General features: G+C 55.0%; 25 protein-coding genes. 13 read left to right on the plus strand and 12 right to left on the minus strand.

Going from position 1 to position 25,451, the window contains the following annotated elements; all coding sequences use genetic code 11:
• The first annotated feature begins 1 nt into the window (after position 1).
• Genes VJ109_RS12130 through VJ109_RS12175 form a run of 10 tightly spaced genes read left to right on the plus strand, consistent with a single transcriptional unit; the run spans position 2 to position 7,147 of the window.
• On the plus strand, positions 2-538 hold the full coding sequence (locus VJ109_RS12130) for a 50S ribosomal protein L6 (RefSeq protein WP_324756999.1): 537 nt from the start codon (positions 2-4) through the stop codon (positions 536-538).
• Complete coding sequence (locus tag VJ109_RS12135; protein ID WP_324757001.1) at positions 538-1,239, plus strand: 50S ribosomal protein L32e; 702 nt, start codon at positions 538-540, stop codon at positions 1,237-1,239. The genes VJ109_RS12130 and VJ109_RS12135 overlap by 1 nt, the downstream gene beginning before the upstream one ends.
• The gene (locus VJ109_RS12140) at positions 1,236-1,685 is read left to right on the plus strand and encodes a 50S ribosomal protein L19e (protein ID WP_276222436.1); all 450 of its coding nucleotides are present in this window, start codon (positions 1,236-1,238) and stop codon (positions 1,683-1,685) included. The genes VJ109_RS12135 and VJ109_RS12140 overlap by 4 nt, the downstream gene beginning before the upstream one ends.
• Positions 1,685-2,248, plus strand: coding sequence for a 50S ribosomal protein L18 (locus tag VJ109_RS12145; protein WP_324757003.1), 564 nt, complete (start codon positions 1,685-1,687; stop codon positions 2,246-2,248). The genes VJ109_RS12140 and VJ109_RS12145 overlap by 1 nt, the downstream gene beginning before the upstream one ends.
• Entirely contained in the window at positions 2,245-2,883 is a 639-nt protein-coding gene (locus VJ109_RS12150) for a 30S ribosomal protein S5 (RefSeq protein ID WP_276222432.1), read from the plus strand. The genes VJ109_RS12145 and VJ109_RS12150 overlap by 4 nt, the downstream gene beginning before the upstream one ends.
• Positions 2,883-3,347 (plus strand): 50S ribosomal protein L30, encoded by a 465-nt coding sequence (rpmD, locus tag VJ109_RS12155; protein WP_324757004.1) that lies wholly within the window; start codon positions 2,883-2,885, stop codon positions 3,345-3,347. The genes VJ109_RS12150 and rpmD overlap by 1 nt, the downstream gene beginning before the upstream one ends.
• Complete coding sequence (locus tag VJ109_RS12160; RefSeq protein ID WP_324757006.1) at positions 3,347-3,835, plus strand: uL15m family ribosomal protein; 489 nt, start codon at positions 3,347-3,349, stop codon at positions 3,833-3,835. Before rpmD ends, VJ109_RS12160 begins: the two co-directional genes overlap by 1 nt.
• A gap of 6 nt (positions 3,836-3,841) precedes the next feature.
• Entirely contained in the window at positions 3,842-5,323 is a 1,482-nt protein-coding gene (gene secY, locus VJ109_RS12165; protein WP_324757008.1) for a preprotein translocase subunit SecY, read from the plus strand.
• Positions 5,324-5,378: 55 nt separating this feature from the next.
• Entirely contained in the window at positions 5,379-6,020 is a 642-nt protein-coding gene (locus tag VJ109_RS12170) for a hypothetical protein (RefSeq protein ID WP_324757009.1), read from the plus strand.
• On the plus strand, positions 6,017-7,147 hold the full coding sequence (locus VJ109_RS12175) for a tyrosine-type recombinase/integrase (RefSeq protein WP_324757010.1): 1,131 nt from the start codon (positions 6,017-6,019) through the stop codon (positions 7,145-7,147). The genes VJ109_RS12170 and VJ109_RS12175 overlap by 4 nt, the downstream gene beginning before the upstream one ends.
• Positions 7,148-7,413: 266 nt before the next feature.
• Here the strand turns inward: VJ109_RS12175 and VJ109_RS12180 are convergent, their stop codons facing one another.
• The 10 genes from VJ109_RS12180 to VJ109_RS12225 form a co-directional block, all read right to left on the minus strand.
• A complete protein-coding gene (locus VJ109_RS12180) occupies positions 7,414-9,618 on the minus strand; it encodes a GmrSD restriction endonuclease domain-containing protein (protein WP_324757012.1) in 2,205 nt (734 codons plus the stop codon).
• Between the two features lie 250 nt (positions 9,619-9,868).
• On the minus strand, positions 9,869-10,687 hold the full coding sequence (locus VJ109_RS12185; RefSeq protein ID WP_324757014.1) for a site-specific integrase: 819 nt from the start codon (positions 10,685-10,687) through the stop codon (positions 9,869-9,871).
• 842 nt (positions 10,688-11,529) lie between these two features.
• Positions 11,530-12,051, minus strand: a complete 522-nt coding sequence (locus VJ109_RS12190) for a DUF7342 family protein (protein WP_324757016.1) — start codon at positions 12,049-12,051, stop codon at positions 11,530-11,532.
• A 141-nt stretch (positions 12,052-12,192) separates the two neighbouring features.
• Positions 12,193-12,894 carry a 7-cyano-7-deazaguanine synthase QueC gene (queC, locus tag VJ109_RS12195; protein ID WP_324757018.1) on the minus strand — a complete coding sequence of 234 codons (702 nt, stop codon included), beginning with the start codon at positions 12,892-12,894 and terminating at the stop codon, positions 12,193-12,195.
• A gap of 1 nt (position 12,895) precedes the next feature.
• Positions 12,896-13,504, minus strand: a complete 609-nt coding sequence (gene folE / locus VJ109_RS12200; protein WP_324757020.1) for a GTP cyclohydrolase I — start codon at positions 13,502-13,504, stop codon at positions 12,896-12,898.
• Between the two features lie 2 nt (positions 13,505-13,506).
• Positions 13,507-14,274: a 7-carboxy-7-deazaguanine synthase QueE gene (locus tag VJ109_RS12205; RefSeq protein ID WP_324757022.1), complete on the minus strand. Its 768-nt coding sequence runs from the start codon at positions 14,272-14,274 to the stop codon at positions 13,507-13,509.
• 2 nt (positions 14,275-14,276) lie between these two features.
• Positions 14,277-14,738 (minus strand): 6-pyruvoyl trahydropterin synthase family protein, encoded by a 462-nt coding sequence (locus VJ109_RS12210; protein WP_324757024.1) that lies wholly within the window; start codon positions 14,736-14,738, stop codon positions 14,277-14,279.
• A gap of 1,178 nt (positions 14,739-15,916) precedes the next feature.
• The gene (locus tag VJ109_RS12215; protein ID WP_324757026.1) at positions 15,917-16,537 is read right to left on the minus strand and encodes a hypothetical protein; all 621 of its coding nucleotides are present in this window, start codon (positions 16,535-16,537) and stop codon (positions 15,917-15,919) included.
• A gap of 70 nt (positions 16,538-16,607) precedes the next feature.
• On the minus strand, positions 16,608-16,823 hold the full coding sequence (locus tag VJ109_RS12220; RefSeq protein ID WP_324757028.1) for a hypothetical protein: 216 nt from the start codon (positions 16,821-16,823) through the stop codon (positions 16,608-16,610).
• 261 nt (positions 16,824-17,084) lie between these two features.
• Positions 17,085-17,381, minus strand: coding sequence for a winged helix-turn-helix transcriptional regulator (locus tag VJ109_RS12225; protein WP_324757029.1), 297 nt, complete (start codon positions 17,379-17,381; stop codon positions 17,085-17,087).
• Between the two features lie 87 nt (positions 17,382-17,468).
• Between VJ109_RS12225 and VJ109_RS12230 the strand changes: the two genes are divergently transcribed.
• The 3 genes from VJ109_RS12230 to VJ109_RS12240 are packed head-to-tail and all read left to right on the plus strand — an operon-like array spanning position 17,469 to position 20,610.
• Positions 17,469-18,515, plus strand: a complete 1,047-nt coding sequence (locus VJ109_RS12230) for a tRNA-guanine transglycosylase (RefSeq protein ID WP_324757032.1) — start codon at positions 17,469-17,471, stop codon at positions 18,513-18,515.
• Entirely contained in the window at positions 18,512-19,435 is a 924-nt protein-coding gene (locus VJ109_RS12235; RefSeq protein WP_324757033.1) for a hypothetical protein, read from the plus strand. Before VJ109_RS12230 ends, VJ109_RS12235 begins: the two co-directional genes overlap by 4 nt.
• Positions 19,432-20,610: a BREX system ATP-binding domain-containing protein gene (locus tag VJ109_RS12240; protein ID WP_324757035.1), complete on the plus strand. Its 1,179-nt coding sequence runs from the start codon at positions 19,432-19,434 to the stop codon at positions 20,608-20,610. Before VJ109_RS12235 ends, VJ109_RS12240 begins: the two co-directional genes overlap by 4 nt.
• A gap of 56 nt (positions 20,611-20,666) precedes the next feature.
• Here the strand turns inward: VJ109_RS12240 and VJ109_RS12245 are convergent, their stop codons facing one another.
• Together VJ109_RS12245 and VJ109_RS12250 are read right to left on the minus strand one after the other, a co-directional pair.
• The gene (locus VJ109_RS12245; protein WP_324757036.1) at positions 20,667-23,831 is read right to left on the minus strand and encodes a UvrD-helicase domain-containing protein; all 3,165 of its coding nucleotides are present in this window, start codon (positions 23,829-23,831) and stop codon (positions 20,667-20,669) included.
• 59 nt (positions 23,832-23,890) lie between these two features.
• Complete coding sequence (locus VJ109_RS12250) at positions 23,891-24,910, minus strand: transcription initiation factor IIB (RefSeq protein WP_324757038.1); 1,020 nt, start codon at positions 24,908-24,910, stop codon at positions 23,891-23,893.
• Positions 24,911-25,451 lie beyond the last annotated feature (541 nt).

Genomic DNA, 25,451 nt, shown 5'->3' on the forward strand with positions numbered 1-25,451 from the left:
AATGACACGAGTAGCACTGGAGATTCCGGCAGACGTGACCGCCGAGACGGACCATCTCGACCTCACCGTCGAGGGTCCCAACGGCAGCGTCACGCGACGGCTCTGGTACCCCGATATCGATGTCTCGGTCGACGGTGACGAGGTCGTCATCGCTTCCGAGGAAGAAGACGCAAAGACGAACTCGACGGTCGGGACCTTCGAGAGCCACGTAGAGAACATGTTCCACGGCGTGACCGAGGGCTGGGAGTACGAGATGGAAGTCTTCTACTCTCACTTCCCGATGCAGGTCGACGTCGAGGGTGACGAGGTCGTCATCGAGAACTTCCTCGGCGAGAAGGCCGCCCGTCGCACGACGGTCCACGGCGAGACCGAGGTCCAGATCGACGGCGAGGAACTCACGCTCACTGGTCCCGACATCGAATCTGTCGGCCAGACCGCAGCGGACATCGAACAGCTCACCCGCGTCAACGACAAGGACGTCCGGGTGTTCCAGGACGGGGTGTACATCACCCAGAAACCGAACCGAGGTGACGCCTGATGGCGGACGACGAATTCATCGAGCTGACGGACATCAGCGGCGTCGGCGACGCGAAAGCCGACTCGCTCCGTGAGGCCGGCTTCGAGACGGTCGACGACATCCGCGGTGCCGATCAGTCGGCACTCGCAGAAGTCAGTGGCATCGGAAACGCGCTCGCAGCGCGAATCAAGGCCGACGTCGGTGGCCTCGAAGTCGAAGAGGAGACCGAGGCTGAAGTCGAAGAGGAGACCGAGGCCGAAGACGAGTCCGCGGACGTGGAGACGGAACTCCAGGCCCGTGGACTCGCCGACAAGACGCCCGACCTCGACGACGAGGAGGCTCGCCTGCTGACCCAGCGACACCGGGTCGGCAAGCCACAGTTCAACCGTCAGGACCACCACAAGAAGAACCGCGTCTCGACGTCGTGGCGCCGCCCCCGTGGCCAGCTTTCGAAGCAGCGCCGCGGCATCAAGGGCAAGGGCGACACGGTCGAGGCCGGCTTCCGGTCCCCGACTGCGGTCCGTGGCAAGCACCCCTCGGGCTTCGAGGAAGTGCGTGTCCACAACGTCGACGACCTCGAGGGCGTCGACGGCGACGTCGAGGCGGTCCGTATCGCCTCGAAGGTCGGCGCTCGCAAGCGCGAGCTAATCGAAGAAGCAGCAGAGGACGCGGGCATCCGCGTGCTCAACCCCACCTACGTCGAAGTGGAGGTTTCGGAATGACTGATCTCTCCGCACAGAAGCGACTCGCGGCAGACGTCCTCGACGTCGGGAAGAACCGCGTCTGGTTCAACCCCGACCGACAGGGCGACATCGCGGACGCGATCACCCGCGATGACGTTCGCGAACTGGTCGACGAAGGTGCCATTCAGGCGAAAGACGAGAAGGGCAACTCCCGTGGCCGCGCCCGGGAACGCCAGGAGAAACGCGCCTACGGCCACCAGAAGGGAGCCGGTTCCCGGAAGGGCAAGGCCGGCGCACGACAGAACGAGAAGGAAGCATGGGAGTCGCGCATCCGCGCACAGCGCGAGAAGCTGCGCGAACTCCGCGACGACGGCACGCTATCGAGCTCACAGTACCGCGACCTCTACGACAAGGCCGGCGGTGGCGAGTTCGACAGTGTCGCCGATCTCGAACGATACATCGACGCAAACCACGGTGACGAATAATGGCGACAGGACCACGATACAAGGTGCCGATGCGGCGACGCCGCGAGGCCCGTACCGATTACCATCAGCGGTTGCGCCTGCTGAAATCCGGTAAGCCCCGCCTCGTTGCTCGAAAGAGCAACAAGCACGTCAGGGCGCAGCTGGTGACGGTTGGCCCCGACGGTGACCGCACGCTCGCATCCGCTCACTCAAGCGACCTGGCCGAGTACGGCTGGGAGGCCCCGACGGGCAACATGCCCTCGGCGTACCTCACCGGTCTGCTCGCCGGGCTTCGCGCACAGGAAGCGGGCGTCGAGGAAGCGGTCCTCGACATCGGCCTCAACACCCCGACCCCCGGATGTAAAGTATTCGCAATACAGGAAGGCGCAATCGACGCCGGCCTCGAAGTCCCGCACAACGACGACGTACTCGCGGACTGGCAGCGCACGCGCGGTGCCCACATCGCCGAGTACGCCGAGCAGCTGGACGGTCCGCTGTACAGCGGCGACTTCGACGCTGCAGACCTCCCGGAACATTTCGACGAGACCCGGGAGACACTACTGGAAGGTGACATCGAACTATGAGTGCTGACAACGGCTGGGAACCCAAGACACGCCTGGGCAAGAAGGTTGCCGAGGGCGAGATCGACTCCATGGAGGAGGCGCTGAACTCTGGGCTTCCCCTGAAAGAATCGGAAGTCGTCGACCAGCTCGTTCCCGATCTGGAAGACGAAGTGCTGGACATCAACATGGTCCAGCGGATGACTGACTCCGGCCGGCGTGTGAAGTTCCGCTGTGTCGTCGCCGTGGGCAACCGCGACGGCCTGATCGGCTACGCAGAAGGGCGTGACGACCAGGTCGGCGGGGCGATCCAGAAGGCGATCGACATCGGCAAGCTGAACCTCATCAACGTCTCGCGAGGCTGTGGGTCCTGGGAGTGTGGCTGTGGCCGTCCCCACACGGTCGCGCTGCGCACCAAGGGCAAGGCCGGCAGCGTCGAAGTCGAGCTTCAGCCCGCCCCGCGCGGGTTGGGCCTGGCGGGCGGAGAGACCGTCCGAAAGGTGCTCGAACTCGCCGGTATCGAGGACATCTGGACCCGTTCGTCGGGCAACACCCGTACCACGGTCAACTTCGCGAAGGCGACGTTCAACGCGCTCCAGAACACGGCCGAAGCCCGTGTCCCCCAGCGCACCTTCGAGAAGCGTGAGGTGATCGAGTGATGCACGCGCTCGTCCAGATCCGTGGCGATGTCAACATGCACACGGACATCCACGACACGCTGAAGATGCTGAACGTCCACCACGTCAACCACTGTACGCTCGTCCCAGAGACGGACACGTACAACGGCATGGTGACGAAGGTCAACGACTACGTCGCCTACGGCGAACCCAGCCAGGAGACGCTCGAACTGCTCCTGGAGACCCGTGCAGAGCCCGAGGAGGGCGACGCCGATGTCGACGACGAGTGGGTCGCCGAGAACACCGACTACGACGACATCGCTGGGCTCGCGTGGGCGCTCATGTCCGAGGAGACGACGCTGCAAGAGCAGGGACTCTCCCCGACGCTCCGTCTGCACCCGCCACGTGGCGGCCACGACGGCGTCAAACATCCCGTCAAGGAGGGCGGCGAACTCGGGAAACACGACACCGAGGGAATCGACGAACTCCTGGAGGCGATGCGATAATGACGAGCAAGAAACGACGACAGCGCGGCTCGCGCACACACGGCGGCGGCTCGCACAAGAACAACCGCGGGGCCGGTCACCGCGGTGGTCGCGGTGCGGCCGGTCGCGACAAGCACGAGATGCACAACTACCCGCCGCTGGGCAAGAGCGGGTTCAAGCGTCCCCAGAAGGTTCAGGAGGAGGTCGAGACGGTCGACGTCCGCGAACTCGACGAGGACGCCGCGTTGCTGGCCGCCGACGGCGTCGCCGAGCAAGACGGTGACACCTACCACATCGACGTCCGCGAGGTCGTCGAGGACGGCCACGACGTCGACGCCGTGAAAGTGCTGGGCGCCGGTCAGGTCCGGAACGAACTCAGCCTCGTGGCCGACGACTTCTCCGAGGGCGCTCGCGAGAAGATCGAGGCCGCAGGCGGCGAGACCGAACTGACCGAGCGCGGGCAGGAACGCCAGGCCCAGAAGACTGACAACGAGAGCACCGAGGAGTAACAGATCATGAGCTGGAAGGATACCGCCGAACCACTGCTCGTCCGGATGCCGGCAGTCCGCCGGCCGGAGGGGCACGTCCCGTTCAAACGGAAGCTGCTGTGGACAGCCGGCGTGCTCGTCCTCTACTTCTTCCTGACGAACGTGAAGCTGTTCGGGCTGGACATCGACGCCAGCCAGAACATCTTCGGTCGTTTCGGATCCATCCTTGCCTCCGGGCAAGGGAGCATCATGCAACTGGGCATCGGGCCCATCGTCACGGCGTCGATCGTCCTGCAGTTGCTCGGCGGGGCCGACCTGCTCGGGCTCGACACCCAGAACGACCCGCGTGACCAGATCCTCTATCAGGGCCTCCAGAAGCTGCTGGTGCTGGTGATGATCTGTCTGACCGGGCTGCCGATGGTCTTCGCCGGGAACTTCCTCCCGCCGGACCAGGCGGTCGCGAGCACGCTCGGTGTCGGTACGACGGCCGTCCAGGGGCTGATCTTCGCGCAGATCTTCGTCGGCGGTGTCCTCATCCTGTTCATGGACGAGGTCATCTCCAAGTGGGGCGTCGGCTCCGGTATCGGGCTGTTCATCGTCGCCGGCGTGAGTCAACGACTGCTCGGTGGCGTGCTCTCGACGCCGTTTATCGGCAACCAGAGCGGCATCCTCCACACCTGGTTCCTGTTTGCCACGGGCGAGCGGGCGATCGGCCCCGTCCTGGCACCACAGGGACTCCAGACGCTGTTTGTCACACCGGGTGGCGGACGGCTACTGGCGCTGATCACGACCATCCTCATCTTCGCGGTGGTCGTCTACGCCGAGTCGGTCCGGGTCGAGATTCCACTCTCGAACGCCCGGGTGAAGGGCGCGCGTGGTCGCTTCCCCGTGAAGCTCATCTACGCCAGCGTCCTGCCGATGATCCTCGTGCGTGCGCTGCAGGCCAACATCCAGTTCCTCGGGCGGATCCTCTGTTCCCAGGTCGGGAACACGCTCCCCTTCGGCCTGGGGACCTACGGCGGCCAGTGTAGCCAGCCCACCGGTGGGCTGTTCTACTTCCTGGCACCGATCCAGGCCCCTGGAGACTGGATGTGGTGGCTCCAGGGCGCGACCCAGCCGATCTGGCAGATCCTCATCCGGATCGGCGTCGACCTGACGTTCATGCTGATCGGTGGGGCGATCTTCGCCATCTTCTGGGTGGAGACCACCGACATGGGGCCGGAAGCGACGGCCCAGCAGATCCACAACTCCGGGATGCAGATCCCCGGGTTCCGACAGAACGTCGGTGTCATCGAGAAAGTGCTGGAACGCTACATCCCCCAGGTCACCGTCATCGGCGGTGCCCTGGTCGGGCTGCTGGCGGTCCTGGCGAACATGATGGGCACCATCGGCGGTGTCTCCGGAACCGGGCTGCTGCTGACGGTCTCGATCACGTACAAACTGTACGAGGAGATCGCAGAGGAGCAGCTCATGGAGATGCACCCGATGATGCGCCAGATGTTTGGCTGATCGGGACCACATTGTGTCCCCGGTCTTTATTTTATAGTTCCGTGTAGCCATCGCCATGGCTGACGGCGCTCACAGCAAAGTCAAACTCAACGTCCGAGTTACTCCATCTAAAAAACAAGAGTGGAAGGATTCTCTTGACGATGGACAAACCCTTTCGTCACTTGTCCAGAGAGCGGTAGACAAAGAAATAGGAGATGAATATATTCCTCGTCAGGCACTGGATGATTTGGAAATCTCCGATAGTGTTGAAGTTGACCTGAGCGAAGTAAGTTCTGAACTGAATGGACTCAACAGTAAGGTTGGTGGGCTACAGCAAACTGTGAGTAGTCTTCAAACACAGCTCGATGACTTATCGGTTCCTGGGGAAGAGCCAGATGAAAAAGAAATCTCAGATCTCGCTATGGCTCTGGCGAGCCATGTTCCGAAGTTTAGCAACTACTCTAAAGATCTTCAGGAGCGTGTCCACTCCTCGAATATGGAGCGCAAGTATGCAATTACTGACAAACTAAAAACTCTCCGCGAGAAAGAGCCTCAGAAATTCATCGATGGGAGTGCCCAGCGACACGTCCAGTATGTCGATGCGGATCTCCCACGTGTTCGCCAAGCCCTAATTTATCTTGAAAAACAAACTACTGAAAACATTGGGAGCGTGATGGTTAACGGGACTCGACACTGGTACCGTGGAGTACCATCATGAGAGACGACAAAGGGAGATACCGTCGCCCTGATGATAAGCAAATTTCTTCTGAAATGGAAGAATTGCTTGGTCTATATTTAGCTAGTCTGCAAGAACAGAAATCATCTACCTCTCAGTCTACGGTCGAAACTCGCCGACGTGAAGTCAGATACTGGCTAGCCTTCTGTGAAGCAAACAGTATTGACCCGCTAGCAGCTGAGACCAATGACATACGCGGGTACATTCAGACGAATACAAATTATGCAGATACCACTCTCGACAGTTACTACCGATCTATTCAATCGTTTTACTCGATAGTAGCTAACGACCAAGCATCCGCCGAATTAGAACTGGAGAACGGTCACCCATGCCGTGACAAACACGATATCGATCTGAAAGAGGATTATAATATCCACGGATCAACTCCAGAATACAAACTCCAACACAATCTTTCTGGAAACGATATTGACGGCGTACGCGAGTCTGACCAAATCATTGCTCTAAAACCGGAGACTATCCACGAGTTATTCGATCATGTTCCCGGCGAAACCGAATACAATAAATTGAGGAACGAAGTAGCGATTCGATTAGCATGGTATACTGGGTGTCGAAGCGAGGAACTCTCTCGTCTGAAAATTGAGAATATAACGTGGGATCAGTGCCAAATTGAACTCCGATCCGCGAAGTTAGATCCAGCTGAAAACCCGGATCTAATCCGGCGGACGGTGTTCTTCCCGAATGAATTCAGACTCACACTCAGACGGTGGGTGGAGAGAGAACGACACTCATATTCTAGTGCTGCTGAACCGGAATCTGGGCGAATATTAGTCACAACTCATAATCCGGAGATGCGACCAGCAGGGATTAGCGATATTATCAAGCAAGCTGCCCGGAATGCAGGTATCCAACGGCCTCTTCGACCGGCTGACCCCGGGCCTGGCGAGGAAATAAAAGAGTGGGTTGTGACAAGCCACAGGATACGGAGATCGGCAATTAGTCACTGGGTTAATGATTGTCCCGAGATTGACATCCATCAGGCACGTCAGATGGCGGGTCATGCGAAGATCGAACAAACAATGAATTATGTTGAGGATGACGTTGAACAGATTGGAGATGACTATCAGCGAGCGATGAGTAAGCAGAGATAACTCAGGCTCTATTAAAATCCAAATGTTATACGGGATTATTGAGTTGACTCTGTTGAAACCCTGTATCGGTGATATGTTTTACAGTTGTGCTGAATACAGAGCCTATAGCTTGTACAAAGATTTCTCCTGAAGCAGTTACGTGCGAGTATTTAGCGAAGACAAATAATGAACCACGGTAGCCAATAATCTATACAAACTCTGTCAAGACTAATGTGCGAGATATAGAGACCGAGTACCATCCGAAAGACAATCAATCGCCGAGCAGGTCAGGAATCCTCGAACTCGTCGTTGATGTACTCCATCTGTTGCTTAGGTTCGAGCGGGATCGTCCGATTACCCTGTCGGAGATAGAATTCCTGGTCTCCTTGATTTTCAAGATGTGCCGGCCTTGAAGCGTGGTCTACGTTGACGACGCAGACATCCTTGTTCTCCATCGTGACGAATGAGACATCGATGAAGTCGTTGAACCGCGGTTCCATAGCCGATCCAATAATATCATGCAGGTGACGTTGGAACACCTCCCGTTTTTGTTCTTCGCGGAAGGTTTCATAATCCTCTTCGAGTCCATAGATATTCCCATCGTCCTCCACGCCGATGAGTAACGTCCCTCCGTCGGCAGAATTGAGAAATCCATTAATTGTTTTGAGACACTGATACTCCACACGATCCGTCGGCATCCCTCGACCCTCCACATCAGTCCGGAAGGTGGATTTGAATTCCGTCGTCTGTGACTCACCATCTTCAATTAGGACCCGCACATCGGTGTCTTGAGCAGCAGAGTCGTGTACGTTGAGCGGGATTTCTTCAAGATGGTCGTCGATTTCGGAAATGAAGAACTCGACACGTCGGTTGATGAACTCATCGAGGGTCTTATAACCGACATCGTCATCTCGGCTCCATTCGAGCAGTGCTTGCGGAATAAGATGTGATGCCAACACTGCATCGAACCCATCACCGTCATAATCACGGAGATACTCAATTGGATTCCGATCACTGATTTCTAAGTTCGTAATCTGCGGGAGATATGCTATATTCATCAAACTGTCTTCGTCATACTCGTCTTCTCCAGGGTAATTCTCGACGAAGTTACGTGGGAAGATGTGGTGGAGATTCGGTTCTTTCTGGAGTTGATAATAGACGTCTGTGAGAACCGAACGGTCGTGATGTTTCCAGTCTTTGGGGTCGTGTGAGGCCATGAACGCGAGGATTGCCCGCGAGAACCTCCCCTGGTAGCTGTAAGACGCCGATCGAAGATCGTGCTTGTCGAGCCGGAACTCTTCGAACTTAAATTCGCCACCAGTCTTCTCATCGTAAAGCGGGTCGAGGTGGTCCTGACGAAGGTGTCCGGTATGCCGGAGTAGGTTTTCGGACTGGAAAGAGTAGAACCAGAAGTACTTCTGCAGGAAGTCATAGTCTGGATCGTTGTTCTCATAAAAATAGAAAGCAACGGTGATGTAGAAGTACCGGAAGGGAACCAGATTTGGGCCTTTGAGATTGAGGTGGTTTTCGAAGAAATCGAATGTCATACGGAAGGCCCGCTTGGCTTCGTCCCACACCGCCTCAATCTGGTGGGTTTTGATTTCATTGAGAAATCTATCTGTAATATTATTGACCTCATTTCCGTCGACATGATATTTGATTATCATTGCCAGCATCTCCAAATACGTCTTGTTCGAGATGCTGACGAACTCTCCTTCCGTATTTTCTCGGAAATCCTCTATCATTTCACGAAGATAGAATCCGCCATCGGCATGGTCGGTCGGACGGAAGGTTTTGGCCACGATGATATCGAAGATATCGAGTGGTTCCCCCTCTTGATTAACCCGTTCGAAAATCTCGGTAACTTCGTTAATTTCAATATCACGGAGTTTGATAAATGGGATTCGATACTGCTGTAGAACTTTACTGAAACTTCGCAACCGGGCTCTAATCGGATGGTCATTTTCGAGCCCCTGATCAGCGAGCCGGTCGTCGATCACCCATGGATCTTTGTAGATGTCGATTATTTTGAACACGTGTTTGCTGTCCTCATCAACTTCGTCCTCGAAGAGAAATCGCCGTTTGTAGTTGGCATCGTCCACATCATCGGCTTCTTGGACTTTTAGGTCGATATACAATGTGGGGTCGAAATCACCTTTCCACTCTCCTTTCACTCCATACAGAGACGTTAGCAGAGCAGTTGTCCGCTGCTGTCCGTCGAGAATGTAATTGAAATTTGAATCTTTGTCCGGGTCGTTTATTTCATGACCACCGATTTCGCGGTGTTTTTCGAGCTCGGTATCAGAATTCCAGATAAGGATGCTCCCGATGGGATAAAAACGATAAATACTGTCCCACAGCTTCTTGATGTTGTCCCGCTCCCAAACGACCTCTCGCTGGAAGGTAGGAATTTGATACTGCTGCTGTTTCAATCCCTCAATGTAGGACCCAATTGGTTCGTCATCGGGCCTGATTGGATCACCGTGCTCCATATGACTAATCAGGTTACCGCAAGCATCATTAAAATATGCAATAGCTTTTTATTTTGAGGAATTGCTGCACACGCTTATGATGTCGATGGTGTTCCAGCCCTCATCGGACTGAGAGAACGTCGGCCCATACCGTGCTCGATCCTGACTCTATATGCCACACACAGTTCCTATCAGTTTCTGAGGGTTTCAACCGAGCCGTTGAGTTCAGATTTCCAAATATACGAGCTGATATAGGTGGGAAACTCCTGACCTATGTCCCTGCTTTGAGATCGTCCCATTTCTCGGGGTCTTCCCACTCCCGTATCGACGGTGTCGTACGCTCGTCCTCGACATCCTCGGCGGCCTCAACGGCATCGTCCGACGGAGGGGTAAGATCTTCTCGCGGAACTGGATCAGGACGCTCTCGACTTTCGAGGGTGAACGCTCGTTCAATGCGTTGGGCCAGTTGCTGGCCCGATGCTCGTAGGTAGGCGACGGCGACCTCGATGCTCTTCCATCCCATGATCGCCTGCAGGTAGGCTGCTTCGAGGCCAACATCCGCCCAAAAGAGTGCCGAGTGCGCTCGGAGCGCATGCGGGTAGATGTCGTCGACGTATGCCCGCTCGGCGAGCTTGTCGACGCGGTTGTTGATTGTCGACGCGCACATATCGAGTTCGCCAACCTCGTCAGCGAACTGCTCGACGGCGATAATTGTCTCCGGGCACCAACCGTAGTAGATTGCTCGGACGCTGGCCTCGGTCTTGGGGCTCCAGCAGAACTCCAGTGCTTCCTCGACGGAGATGTCCTTCTCATCGGCATACTCTTCAGCGCGCTCGAGACAGTACTCGCAGAAACAGTCCTCGTGCGCCGGAACTAGAATGAGCTTCCGATTCCGGTCAAGCCACTCTGGTCGGAAGTGTAGGAGTTCCCCCTTCCGCAGCGTCAGCCAACCGCTGCCAATCGTGATGAACCTGTCCTCAAGTTCAGTCTCGTAGTCGTCCTCGCCCAGGTAGGTTGCCGAGAGAAGGCGATCAAATTCTTCCGAGTTCGGTGCATCGTGCGCCGCGTGGCGCTGCGTTGTATCGAACATGGCGTTTGGACGGTCCAATTGTCCCACTTAATCGGTTGGATTTCTATGGAGATTTTCTCGGGTATGGCCCGGTCTGGACACCGTCTGCGGCGTCTGAGATTCCAACAGACTAAGTGGGTCGAGATTGGCTCCGACTCGCCAGCGCTGGTCGCTGAAATTCCAAATCGCAAAAGTTTATTATGGGTTTATATATTCCGCTCAATACCCACTGCTCGGTGTCCAACCAAGACCTCGCGCGCGGTGAGAACGCCGGCGGGGCCCCGCCGGCGCATTGAGTCTGGTGTTACAGGATAGTGGCGAGTCAAGTGATGTAGAAATCGACGGTGTTGGAGATCAAGGGGGGTAGTATGGTCAGTGTTGACAGCAGACTTGTTTTGACACCAGTAGTTGGTAACATGGTTCCCTTATTCAGAAATTGGTGTGGAAGAAAGGAGTGACATGACTTCCCAGGCGAGCTGCGGTGGGTTTTGTGCGTGGAATGTATGTGGTTCGTGTGTATATCCGGCGTCACCAGTGCGTTCTTGAAAATGTCCCCACCCATCGACATGCTCTTGCTCATGATGGTGCCAGCCGAAATCGGTCTCCTCATCGCTGTAATGAAACGCGAATTCAGGGCGGGTGTCCGGTGTCTCTCCCGCAAACCAGTGCACAGTCAATGTCGCATTCTCACGGTCAGTCCCCCATCGTTCTGGCGCTAAGTGTGCCCGTAGCTCTGTGAATTCACCATCCGGAAAGCCCTGGACGGTAGTCACTATCGGATGCCGTTCGAGCTCTTGCTGGATTGCACGAAGTGCTCGATGAGACGCTTCAGACGGATTGTATGAGCCAGTCATCCGTCAGCGCTATGCAGATGCCCGAAAGTCCGTGGTGTACGTGGCGTAGTTTTCGATAGCGTCCTCTAGGACAGAGAGACGGTAGAGTGCGAGTTCCCAGTCACTTGCGGTTTTCCTGAGATCCCGCGTCTGAGAAGCGGTATCCGTCTCTGCAGCCCGGGTACGGACCTCGTCAGGGGAGTCCGCGTTATATTCGGTTCCCCACCCTTCGATTTTGGACTGTACCTCAGCCTTCAGAGCAATCAATCCGTCGCGGTCATGCTCTTCGAGAAGGTCCCGAAGTGTTTGTATTCGTGTGTGGAGCGGGTCGGGGGAATAGAGTGCTCCATCGTCGTGTTCTGTCTTGAGCAGGACGTTCAGGTTGACAAGTCGTTCCAGATGGTCTCGTGCTGTATTCTCCGCGACTTGGGCCTCATCCGCGATATACGATACCGGGCGTGGTTTGGAGACTGTCGTGGCGACTGACTGCACACGGTCGAACGCTGTTGTGTGTTCTTTCCAGGCTTCAACACCCGGCGGCTGGTCGGTCATAATCCCCTGTAAGAGTCACGGCGCAATAAATCTATTTCTGGATTAGATAATTGATTCTCACTCCGTTCCGATCACAGAATTATAGTACGCTTCTCAGTAATGTTGACGGGGCAGTCGGCATTACATCAGATCGGTATCTGTCTATTGTCCTTCGACGTAGTCGGGCCGCTCAGCGTACTCAATGGGATCCGTTTCATCAAGTCGCTGGAATGCTTGAAGACGGAAGGCACACGCATCGCAGGCCCCACATGCTGGTGCTTCATCCCGATAGCAACTCCAAGAGTATTCATATGGGACGCCGAGGTCAAGACCGCGTTCAGCAATATCGGTTTTCGACCAGTCAGTAAACGGTGCTTCAATCGAAATGTCAGTCTCATCTTTTGTCCCTATATCAACCAATTGCTGGAATGCCTCGAAGAATTCCGGTCGACAGTCGGGATATCCGGAGAAATCTTCTGAGTGAGCCCCGATATACACTGAACCGCAGTCATTCGCTTCAGCGTAGGAAACTGCCATCGAAAGTAGGTTCGAGTTTCGGAATGGGACGTACGAACTCGGCACCTCTTCGCTTTCCAAGTCAGCGTCTTCCACTTCAACGTTATTGTCAGTCAGGCTTGACTCACCGATTTTCGAGAGGTGGTCAGTTGTGAGGTGCAGGAAATCTGCTGCATCGAAGTGCTCAGCCTGGGCTTTCGCACACTCCAACTCTTTGTCTTCCGTTCGTTGACCATAGGATGTGTGCAGCAGATACAGGTCCTTACCCGCGTCTTTTGCCACCGCTGCAACTGTTGCGCTATCCATGCCACCCGATGCCAGTACGACCGCTCGTGCTTCCTGTGACATATTAGTTGCTCGCCTCGTTGAATCGCCGCTGTTCGTCGTCAGTTGGTTCTCCGGCTACTGCTCTCGTTACGGTTTCAGTTTTTGTCTCCACACCACGCATCGCTTCACACAGATGGGTCGCTGAGATCTCAACGAGCACAACCTCTGCACCCACTTCGTCGCCGAGACCATGCGCGATATCTTGTGTTAATTGTTCTTGCATCGTGAGTTGTCGTGACTGCCATCGGACGTACCGCGATAATTTCGAGAGTCCGACAACCTCTCCATCCGGTCGATACGCAATTGTGGCCGACCCGAAGTACGGAAGTAAATGGTGCTCACAGAGACTATACACCGGTATCCCTGTCTTCACGACGAAACTGTTACCTGCCGCTTCGAATGTTCGAAGCTCCGGTTTCGCATTTAAGCGAGATCCTTCAGTAAGTGTCTTGAACGCACTTGGAACACGACGCCGCCACGTCTCCTGAAGTTCTTCGCTTTCGGGATCCCCACCGACAGCCTCTAAGAGTAATCGAACGCCTTCTTGTGCTTTCGACCAGTCAATCGCATCCTCTCCTTCATCAACGCTCTTGACGCTTTCCATCGCCTCAGTTTGGACATCGTCAGCCATCGTTAGGTTCCCGACGCATCATTCCACAGGTCGACATGCAGGCGCGGCGTGTATCGATAGCCGTACTCCATCGCCAGTTCGGCCGTCGCCTCACGTGTCTCTTCTAATCGCTCCCTCGTCGCTCCTTCCGGCATCAACAGCACGTCATCATTCCTGATCCGCTGTGTCGTCGACTGCCGCAACCGCCCGAGCAAGGATTCGATTTCCGGCATATCTTGCTCACCGGTCACGACAAATTTCAGTTGAAACTCGTACTGCTCCACGAGGGACGAGAGGGCGTCCATGTCCACGCGTCGCTCTTCGTGTTTGTCTTCCCACTCGCCCTCGCCTTTCGGGTCCTTCGCCGGCGTGGGCGTACTGCTCGCAAGCTTCGGGCTGATGCTGGCCAGGTCGATTGCGGCGTCTCTGTGAATTGTCCCGTTCGTTTCCACCGTCGTGTGGTAGCCGTCTGCTGAGAGTTGATCCAGTAGCTCGACGACCCCAGTATGCATCATCGGCTCGCCGCCGGTGACAACGACGTGCTCACACTGTTCGTGCGACTCAACCTCTACAAGAATCCCCTCGACATCCATCCACGCGTGAGTGGGCTCCCACGAAGTATGATAGGAATCACAGAACCAACACCGGAGATTACACCCACTCGTACGGACAAAAACTGTCGGTACGCCGGCTAAAACGCCTTCTCCCTGTAGCGAGTAGAATAGCTCGTTGATCGGTAGATTTCCCTCACTCTCAGACGTAACCCCATCTGCGTCAGCGTTGACCGGCATGATTACGGGGCCGCACAGAGCTCGCCAGTCTCTCGCACAGATACGGCGACATCTGAGACGGTATCAGGGAGCCTCTCGGTCAGTTTCTCCTCTAAGAGGACCGCCATTACCTCTGCCGTGGGTGGGTGGTTGAGGACAACCAGTGCATCTTCGTCGCCGCTCTGTTCGAACGCCTCAATCAATGGATCACCCTGTTGGACGAGGAACCGGTGGTCCCATTCTGATATTACTGAGGTAATATCTCCTTTGTCGACGACCCAGCCCTCGGAAGTCAGTTCGCCGCTCACCGAAACCGTAATTTCGTAGTTGTGGCCGTGTGGGCGGCTACATTTGCCATCATGATGGAGAATCCGATGTCCAGAACTGATCCGGATTGGACGGTCCTCACCGACCCGCAGTTCTCTTTCACCTGCATCAACAAGGGGGCTATCTGTTAATTTGTCTTTAGATAATCCACTGGCCATACCCAGAGAATATCACTGTGTCACTTATAGCTATTCCTCTGAACGGTCTTGATCGTTTGTACGAACTCCTATGAGCCAATTATAGAAATTCTGGCTATATTGAAATCCTCAGTTGCTGATAGTTTACTGAGACCGTTCTGACTCGATGGAAACGCTGCTATCCCTGGAGAGCGTGAGGTAAGCATGGGACGCAAGAGACCGACCTGTATTCAGTGCCTTAGAGCATGTCGTGCTGACTGGTCCATGCGCGAAAGAAGCCGAATCATGGGCGCTACAGTCCGGATGCCGCGAGGCGCGGCATCCGGGAAAGCCCGAATAGGTGAATATCTGCCTCACGCGCTGGCGTCCCGAGTCACAAGATAGCCACCCCGGCAGTGAAGGCAGCTGTGTAATCGTCGAGACGAGGGAACTGAGGGCCGCTGACTTAGCGGCCCTCAGTGGCCGGCCGAGGCCCACCGTTAGCTACTGCTATAGCCAGACAGCGACCGCACCGCATGACGATTTGGGCCGCCTATCGGTTGGGAGAGACGTAGATCCCGGGACGGCGCAACTATTTTATCGAAAACGGTGATTTGTGTAGGTAGCAGCGTTTCCATAGGTGAATACAGAGCGCTTATTCAGCACGTAGCAACCCGAGAATCGGGGTCAACTGATTTGGTCAGTACAACCCCTGCATCGCTCACCGCGGTCCGACGCACACGGTTCCGTTTGTACTCTCCGTTGGAACAGTCCCAGTGTATCTGACAGAATCAGTGTGCAAGATATAGAGCTTCAACCCAGCACTAAGCCTGGTTATGTTTCACGCATCTCATGCTGGCCGTCCGCTGACTAAGCTTGCAGATTACTCGTTTCACTCCCTTTGGTATCGTAGGAACGATGGTATCCCCGTTGACTCCATTGTTCGTCCATGAGCGACGGGACTGGCCTGAAAACAAAGATACAACTCCAAAACGCATTAGATAGGGTTGTACAGAGGGCGTACGAGAACGGGTAGAGGTCAATAATAGCGCCTACGCACATCGCCATGACGGCCCTGAAATTCCCGATCGGGAGATAGATTTCACCGGACGACAAAGACAGTGAAGCATGATAAATAAACGCCCTGAATGGAGGGCCGCATTAGATACCGTCTTTACAACTGGTACGTGCTTCCTGTTCGCTTCGGACTGGATTCGATGTTACTCAAATGGGACTGTCCGATCGTAATCAATCTCCAAATGGTGGAGGGCAGCCTCACTAACGATAGCCAATAGAATCGCTGACCCAATGATTGCAAGAAAGAGTGGGAATAAAAAATCCGCTTCAATAGACTTGTTGAGTGATCCCCAGTAGTCACGGACGATCGTTTCTTGAGCGATTGCAAGCATACCCAGAAGGAACATACCCATCATTACTGAGAACCCCTGATCGACAATTCGACGCTTTGTGCCCGGAACATTGTCGGACCAAACTGTCAAAAACTCGCTCATCCGAAGGGCGGTATTCACTACTTGTAGAAAAATGGCTATTCCAAATGCTACTTCAGCATTAATGGTATCTCCTCCACTAATGAAAGCGTAATAAACGAAGGTTATGAGAACCCCAAATATGGAAGCTGCTTGGTGGATGAGAAACAGTTTGAGAATTTTTGACGAGATGGACTCTACTTCCTCCGATTCTGGGTCGTCTGCGGTCTTTTCGGTATCGTGGTAGACAGCTAGTTTATAATAGATATAGCTGAAGGCTCGGACAGTAAACATCGTAAACGGCAGTGCAAAGATACTGAATGCTATAAAGTCCCATACTGTCGTCTCTCCCATACCTGTCCAATAATATAGATAAGACTTAGTTGTAACTATTTAACAGAGCAATAGGAAAGGTCCCCAGGAATCAGTCTGCAGGAAGGAGGGTAACGGTACTATCATCGCCGATTCCTTCTTCGATTGAGTCAATAAAGAAGCCTGCAAAGTACACAGTCATAACGACCACAAGGGCTATGAGCGCGTACTCAATCGGGAATCGCTCAACCGAGATGAGACCTAGTACTGTATAGATTCCAATAGTCCCGAGGGCGTATGCGGCGATTGACGCCTTACGCTCTAACATACCAGTGCATACTGACAGGGAGGTATTAAGAACTTTGGTTATGTCTGACGGAAATCCTCCGTTTCTCAGTGTTTGAACCTCTGATAACGCGGATAAATCCTCGCTAATGGAAAGTTATAATAGTGGTAATGAGAACCACACATGTACGGGTTGTCACGATTTCGTTACGGATCTTTATTGAAGCCGTGATATTGTCAATCACACTGGATTGCAACAGGGTCAAAATTCTGACTTTTAGAAATGACAGGTAGTTAGACGAAATCATTTGTTGCGTCCTATTTTATTTTTAAGCAACATCTCTTCTATTTTTTTTGCCTCCTCGAAGACTCTATCGCCTCTTTCCGTGCGCTGATACTCAACTCTCCTTGGGTTGATTTCTAATCTGGTTATAAGCCCGTATTCAGATAAAATTCGCAGAGAGCGGGCTAAGGTATCTGTTGAAGAGTCGACTCGGTCTTCAATGGAACCGTATCGTAGGGCCTCCTCTTGATCAAGTACACTCAGCACTTCTAGTAACGCTTTCCGTCCCAACACTTCCGGGAGCGCTGTAAATTCCACATCTCTCGGTTACGCCCGACGTATATCAGTCCTCTAGTAGCTTGGATAGACCAAAGTTTTATTCCACAGCTGAGCTCACCTTACTGCATGGATTCGTTGCATCAACGTCGAAAACTGAGCACAGCCCACGGGGAACTGGAAACACCGTTGCTCTTTCCAGTCCGAAACGTGGGCAAGCGACACAAAGACAACACTCCCGAATATACCTCGGAAATTCCAGAACTGGGTGTTGGGATGGTCAATGCCCGCGCGATACGCGAGCACGACGATCTCTGGGGGTCAATCCACTCGGGCTCTACGCTACGCTCAGAAATGGGGGTTCCCGAAGACACTATTTTGTTCGCCGATAGCGGGGGGTTTGATTTTCGTGACGAAGGTGTCAGTCTCGACACTACCCCAGAAGAAACGCTAGAGACACAACGTCATATTGAGGCCGATATTTACGGGACAGTCGATATTCCGCTATCGACAGATCGTCGCGACAAAGTCAACAATGAACGGATCAGCGAAAACATCGAGCGTGCGCTGACCGCGAGTGACAAGCACGAGGGTGATGCACTTCTTTACGCTAGTGTTCACGGGCATAATCCGGACACCGTGCGTAACGGGATTCACTATCTTGAGGACCACGGTGACTTCGACGGTTATGCACTCGGAAGTCTAGTTCCGATCCGTACAGACTACGAGCGAGTCACCAAAGTCATCTTGGCAGCACGGCGAGCAACTGAAAAACCACTGCACGTATACGGTCTCGGTGGGATTGTGTATCAGCCGCTCTTGCTGTACCTCGGCGTTGATACGTTTGATTCTACCTCGTTTATCCGGTCAGCCGGCAAGCGAAACTATCTAGTCCCAGGATTTGGAGGGACAGAACTCCATACTATCGACAGCCTCGACCGACTTCCGTGCGCCTGTCCTGTCTGTGGGGCAAGGTCATTTGACGAGGTTCGGGCCGATCGTGATCTGCTGACGAGACATAACCTCTGGGCTCTTGTGACTGAACTTCGTCGGTTCCGGTATATAATTGAGTCCGGACAGGACATAGAGTCATATCTGGACCTGCGGTTTGAGGGCAATAACGTAACCAAGCGGGCATATCGGCTGGCGAAGCAGCAAGTCAGAGGATTGGCATGAGTGAACAGCGACCGACAATCCGCCCGGTCACGCTCGGGCGTCTGGTTGATGTCGCTGACCGTTGTGTGCGAGCGACCGAGCCGGTCACTACTGACGTGATCGCAGACGAACTGAATGTGACAGAGCGCCGTGCACGAGAAACACTTCTTGAGGCGTGTCGAATCGGCCTGCTCAACGTGAAAGACGGTAACAACTCCGACGCCGAGCAATTCAACATAACTGGGGCAGGTGAGTCTTTCATCACCGCTGTTCGTCGCTCGGATTGGGCAGAGGTAAGTAATCGACTCGAAGCCGGAAGTCCACAGTATTCCGCGTTTCTGGCCGTTATTGACCAAGGACGATCAGGAACAACTAATGAGGGTTCAATGAAGGCTTCGGAAGTATTGGAATCCCTGAAAGAGCGAGCCGAAGATACCCCGTACACGTACAATCAAACGAGTCTCGACGTTCTCACTGGTTGGGGAGAGAGACTCAATGTCGTGGGCAGAAACGCATTTACCGAGACATTTTATCCGGTGTCTGTCTCGGAAGTCGGGCCGACCGCTTTCGCCGACGCACTATTGAGTGTATACGATGAGTTGGAGGCGACTGCAGGAATAAATCTCTCTCAACGATACCTCTCGATTCCAAGACTCCGTGAGCACGTCTGTGAGCGGCTTTGTTGTTCACGAGCGACGTTCGACGAGATGCTTGTGCAACTGTGTGCAGACAATATCGGTTCACTCGAACTCTCGGGCGGGCCAATCGATACGGCAGCAAAAGAATCCCCCCGTGGGATTAGATGCATAGAACTGAGTGAGGGCGACGGACTTGTTGCGACGACACAGACAACCGACCGCGTTCTCAGCGGTCTTGAACAGTACGGCAAACGCTACTACTACCTCGCGGTATTCGACCGCGACCTCAACATCGACACATGAGTCAAGACATTTTCACCGACGACAGCTTTGGTATCACTGATCAGCAGCGCGACTACGATGAATTCGGGTTAGAGATGAATCCCTTCCCGTACAGTCCAGTCCCCGATGACGATCCCACCGTCTATTGTGGTCAGGAGCATGCAGCCACCCAAATCGGAGAAACCGTCTCTTCGCTGCTAAGCACCGGGAAATCTAAACACCTCGTCCTCACTGGAAAGTACGGTAACGGGAAATCACATACACTAAAATACACTCGTTCTTTGCTGCGCGACCGAGATGATGTAGTCGTCGGCTACGTCGCTCGGCCTGGTGATGGTTTCCTTGATATGTATCATGAATTTGTCTACGATATCGGCTTTGATCGGCTGCAGTCGTTTGCATACGAATTCTTAGCGCAAACGGCTCGAGAGGCTGATATTGAGGCGAGCCCGCGCACTGCATCAAATATGGAGTCGATGATTGAATCCGGTAATCTCCTCTTGTCGGACCTCGTCCAGCCGGCGATACAACGACTAAGTGATGTGACACAATTCGCCGATTTCGCGCGTGCGATAGTCCATCTAGTGTATCAGGACACCAACCTTTATGCTTGGCAATGGCTCACTGCTGAGGGAATCCGCTACGAACAGCGGAAGGAGATGGAAATCCATAGCGCTCTCGACGACGACACGATGGGCGTTCGTGCTTTTACGGCTCTCAAACGAATGTTGTTAGAACTGGGCTATACCGGAGTCTTTGCCTTCATCGATGAGTTTGAGAGTATCGCTCGTCTATCACCGAAAGACGAGCAGGCGACGCTCAACAGCATCCGCCACCTGATGGACCAGAACAGCCACGGAATCTGCTTGCTGTTCGCTTGTGCACCGGAGGTGTGGCAGGACGTAATGAGTGAGTACCATGCCTTTTCCGAGCGAATCGGTCAGGAGGTCGCACTCCGGCCACTTTCCGAAAACGATCTAGAGGATTTGATCCGCTCGTATCTTGAAACGGCCCGAAAGAGCGGAAAAGCAGACATCTCCCCGTTTACTGAGGATGGACTACAGGCGATTCTCCAACGCTCACAGGGCAACACCAGACAGGTCCTTTCAGTATGTAGCCGCGCGTTGGACCGCGCAGTCGACCGCGATTATAGTCGTGTCGACGAAGATATCGTTATCGACGTGCTTGACGGATAAACAATACAGCTCTCAGTCACGTTCTCGACCCAACTGACCCCAAAAATTGTCAGCCGCTATGGGTCGTACGCGTCGCAGTCGTTGTTCACGGGGCACTCTGCACAGGTTTTTTGATCGGGAGCGTCACCGTCGTCAATTGCACCCCATGAGTCTGTCTCCCTAGTGGCTTCGATCTCGCCAACCGTGTCGTCGAACGCGTCTAGCGCATCCTCAACGTCTATCTCGTCGAAGGAGATGGTCAGTCGTTCGCGTTCGGGGTCATCCTCGTTAATGAAATAAATCACCCCTTCGTCGGGTAATTCGCCTTCCGAGCGACGGTACAACGCCGCGTAGGCTTTGAGCTGCAGGCGGTATTCCGCGAGTAGCTCGTCGTCGTCTTCCGGCCGCTTGGCGGCCTTGTAGTCGCACAACGTGACGGCGTTGTCTTCGACTATCACATCCACTACGCCGTTGAGAACTGCCGACCGAGTATCATAGCGAAGTTTTTGCTCGGTGTCTGTGACCCGAGGGTACAGATCTGGTCCGACGGTCCGGTTGAATCGCTCAATGTGCTCGAAGATGGTATCCTCAACGGCGGCCCCGACTGGAAGGATTCGTTGCTCGCGCAACGCGGTCACTGACTCATCGAAGTACTCTCGCAACCTTTCTCTATCAGGGATTTCACCTGCAGTGGCGCCGTTGAGGTCGCCGCGGAAATGGCGGTGGGCGCGGTCGAGTGTCCGGTGAACGACGAGCCCAGCGAACAACTGCGTCGCCTGTGGCGTCGCGTAGTCGTATTCGACGAGATAGCCGTACTGCCGCTGGCACCGCCGGAACGCGAGCCAGTCACCGACGACACTGTACTCACGCTTAGGGTCGCCCGCTGATGCAGGACCTATCGGCGTCGACGGGTCTGCGATATCATCAGCATCACGGACTGTTCTGTCGGGGGCAAACCAGTCCAGCCCCATCGCTGTTCCATCTGCTTGCTGGCCCAGTGAGGGGACAAGCCCACCAGCCGTGTCGAACTCGTCACGAGTGCCCAGCAGGACTAGGTGCTCGCTCGCACGGCTATGTGCCACGTAGAACTGTCTGACGAGATCGCGTGCGGCCCGAACGTCAGCCGAGGCGGTGGCACGACGCTCTCCGTACGGTCCGAGGGTGTCTTCAGTCCAGTGAGATGCCCCGGCGTCGGTCTCCCAGTCGATACTCCCGACAAATGTGACTGGGAATTCTAGCCCCTTCGCTTGATGGACAGTCATCACTTGAACATGCCCGTCGGGCAACTGGTCGTGGAGGTCCTCGGGGTCGTCGAGGTTCGCTTTGGTCACGTAATCGCAGAACTCCCAGTACAGCGATGTCAGAAACTGCGTTGAGGCAGTGTTGTAGTCATTGTGGGTAGTCCGGATAATCTCCCGCGAGGAGAGTGTCCCCGGTGCAACGCCCTCGAACGACTCCAGCAGCGCCGTGACCTTGCCAATCCGCCGGGTCCGCATGGGTGTCCGCTCCGCTCCTTCTGTCCATGAGGAAATTGGATCACACCCTCGGATTGCGTAGAAAAGTTCGAGCAGTCCGAAACCGAGTGACTCACCAGGGTCTGTCCGCCGAACGCGCTCTGCGTACTCGCTGATGGTGTCGCGGAGATCGCTGTCTGCCGAGACGACACGCTCGAACGTAGCGAACCACTGGTGGACCTGGTCGAGATTGTCGCCGACGCGGTCCTCGAACACTTCCAACCCTGGGTCGAGACACTTGATCAGTGACGCGAGGATGACCTGCACGTCGTCTTCATCCATGAACGCCTTGTTACGTGGATTGTGGACGGGGACTCCGCGGCTTCGAAGTTCGGTGACACAGCGGCCGACGAGTGTCGCGTTCCCACTGCGTGATTCCATCGTGCTGTGCGTGAGCAGCGCGATGTCGCTGTAATCGTCGATATATCCCGACTCATGGAGCTGAACGACAGTGTCAGCGAATCGGGTCGCCAGTGCCGCCTCATCACGGTCGGTGAGTGCCGTCACTGCTTCGGCGTCCGTGTCCGGACGGACTGGTCGCATCGGTTCCTTCCCCGGTGCTCGTGCTCCGGGGCCCTGCATCACCGGATGCTGCCCGATGAATCGGTTGATCCACCGGACGATGCCCGGCCGCGAGCGGTAATTACTCCGTAGCTGCACCGTCTCGACGGAATCCTCGTCTACCGACAGTTTCCGTGCTACCCGTTCAGGGAACTCGATGAGCGAGTCCACTGTCGCGCCCCGAAAGCGGTACAGCGATTGGTCGTCGTCACCGACAACTGTGATACTTGGCTCGTCCATCGTTGCCGCGAGCGTGAGATAGATTTTCTCCTGCAGCGGGTTGACATCCTGGTATTCGTCAACGAGCACGTGCGTAAGAGGTGGGACGCCGCGCTCGTCGTCGCCCTCAAGGAACCGCTGGCCGGCAGTGCTTTCGAGAAATTCTATGAACCGCTCTTGCACGGTAGTGAAGTCGCACCGTGCGGCCTCGGCAAGAGACTCCTCGTACTGTTCGCGGGCGGCTGCAAGTTCGCGCAGCCCTGGGTCGTCCGCTGTTGCGAGGGCATCGAGATCGACGCAGTACTGCCCGACGCGATTGAACAGGGTCGTCGCTGCGTTTGCTGCAAACACTTTCCGACATCCACTTCCGGACGTGTACCACACGTCACGCGTTCCAACCAGCCCGTCGAACGAGTGGATTCCGCCATCGGATAGATAGTCGACAAAGTCGCTCTCGCGCCGGATAAAGAACTTCTGTGCGTCCTCGTCCAGAAGCTCAACGTCGAGGTACTCTTCCCAGCGGAACTCCCGCATGATATCGTCCCACACGGCGTGGCTCGTCCCGACCCACATCTCGCTTACATCGACAGTGTCGCCGACTCCCAATCCCGAGAGCCGGTCGACGAGCCGCTGTTCGAGACTCTGTGCCGCCTTCTTCGTGTAGGTGGTGAGCACGATTCCATGTGGGTCGACGCCATCGACGAGGATCCACTTGAGCGTCCGCGCGACGCTGACTTCGGACTTACCCGACCCTGGTCCGGCCGTAACCTGCAGAGGGGCGTCCGGCGCCGTGATGGCGGCCTGCTGGCTCTCATTGAACGACCAGCCCTCACGACCGGTCCGTTCACGCATGACCGCTTCGTATTCTGTAATGAACCGCTCGATGCTCCACGTCCCCGGTGCGGGGACCTCCTGTGTTCCGTTCTGCGTAAAGTTGTCACTGGACATAGTGCTATTGCGGGCTCGCTCATCAGGGCGGCCGAGCCCACTGACCGCCGACGCGATATTCAGTCGCGTTTCACGATGGTGTTCAGCGTCTCTTCGTCGATGTCGTCGATGACCTTCTTGCCCGTCGTCCGAATCGTCTTCTTACACGGTCCTCCCGCGTCGTCAATCTCCTGCTGAGTCGGCGTGTTCGGTGCATCTAATTGTCGACCCGTCTCGAACAGCAACGCAGCAGCGTAGCTCATTGATTTTCGACCGTCTCCCAGTCGTGCATATTCCACGGCGTCGAGCAAATCGATTGTTGCTTGTTCGACCACGGGGGACGCTCCACAGTCGGAGACGAGCCGACGAATATGCTGAGCGATTTTTTCTCGGAGTTCATCTTCATCGGGGACAATCGAGTCCCAGAGGCTGAACTCGTCGGCTATCTGTTTCTGGGAACGTAGCACCTTTTCTTTCGGAGCCTGAGACACGGTGAGAATCTCCTCAATGTCGCGGGACTGGTTGCACTGCTCGAGAGCGATATTGAGGGCAGCGGTCGACACGTCTTCTCTCGACCACCCTGGGAGCAGCCCCGCTTCGACGCACTGCTGGTACAGTCTACAGGCGCACTCTTTCACATGACCCTTGACCCCAAGTGCTGAGCACATCCGATTGATCTCTCCGAGACCGTCTCGATGGCTCTCTTCTCTGCGCTGTGCAGTCTTACCATACTGCTGGGTGCGTCGAATTTTATTTGCTCGGCGGCGTTGGTGCTCGCTGAGACGGTTACCGTTAGCATCCTTGTCCTGCCAGTCGATTTCGGTCGTGAGGCCCCCGTCATGTAGAGTTTCCGTGACCGGGGACCCGCAGCGTGCTCGCTTGTCGCGTTCGGTAGCTGTGCTAGCCCGCCACTCTGGGCCTCGGTCGATAGTTGATTCTTGGACGACGAGCCCGCACTCTTTACAGATGTGTTCCGACTCCTCAGTGATGATTCCACCATTGCACTCGGGGCACGTTCTCGTCTGCCCGTCGTGGCTGGTCTTCTGACCAGTGCTCTCGGCGGTTTCGGTCTCCGCTCGAAGTATCCCTGCCTTACTCATCGGTTACCACCACAGTGCGGTCGTTGACCATTGCACCCACATGTACAGAGAGCCACAATAAAAGGCTACCGGCAGATTTGCCGATTCGACAGTTAGACGCGTCGCCCTATCGCTATAGACAGAAGAAAATGAGATTCTGCTGGCAAATACTCTTGCTATATCTAACCCAATTTACCGTTGTGAAATTCGGCTAACTTCGCAATAATGACAGTACGTTCAAAAACCGCTGATAGGAACTGCTTGCAATCGGCACTCTTTGGTGTCATCTTCGCTAATTAATCGCAAATCTTAGTGTCGATGATATCTGTCGAGCACGCTGTAGATCAACGAGAAAAAAATCCACGACGAAAACAGATTCTAATCACCGAATAAAGTTCTGTCATGAAGGTTGATTACGCACCCGCTATCACAACTATTTCTTTGCGTTTCAAAGGCACTCTAACACCGTGGTTAATCCGACCTATGAAATCACCCGAGTAATAGCCAAAATAACGGAGTAGTTAGAGGGGAGGTTTATACAATTGGAGGGGGTAACAGCTAA

Origin of the sequence: Haloarcula montana, from assembly GCF_035666295.1 — an archaeon.
GTDB classification, from domain to species: Archaea; Halobacteriota; Halobacteria; order Halobacteriales; family Haloarculaceae; genus Haloarcula; species Haloarcula montana.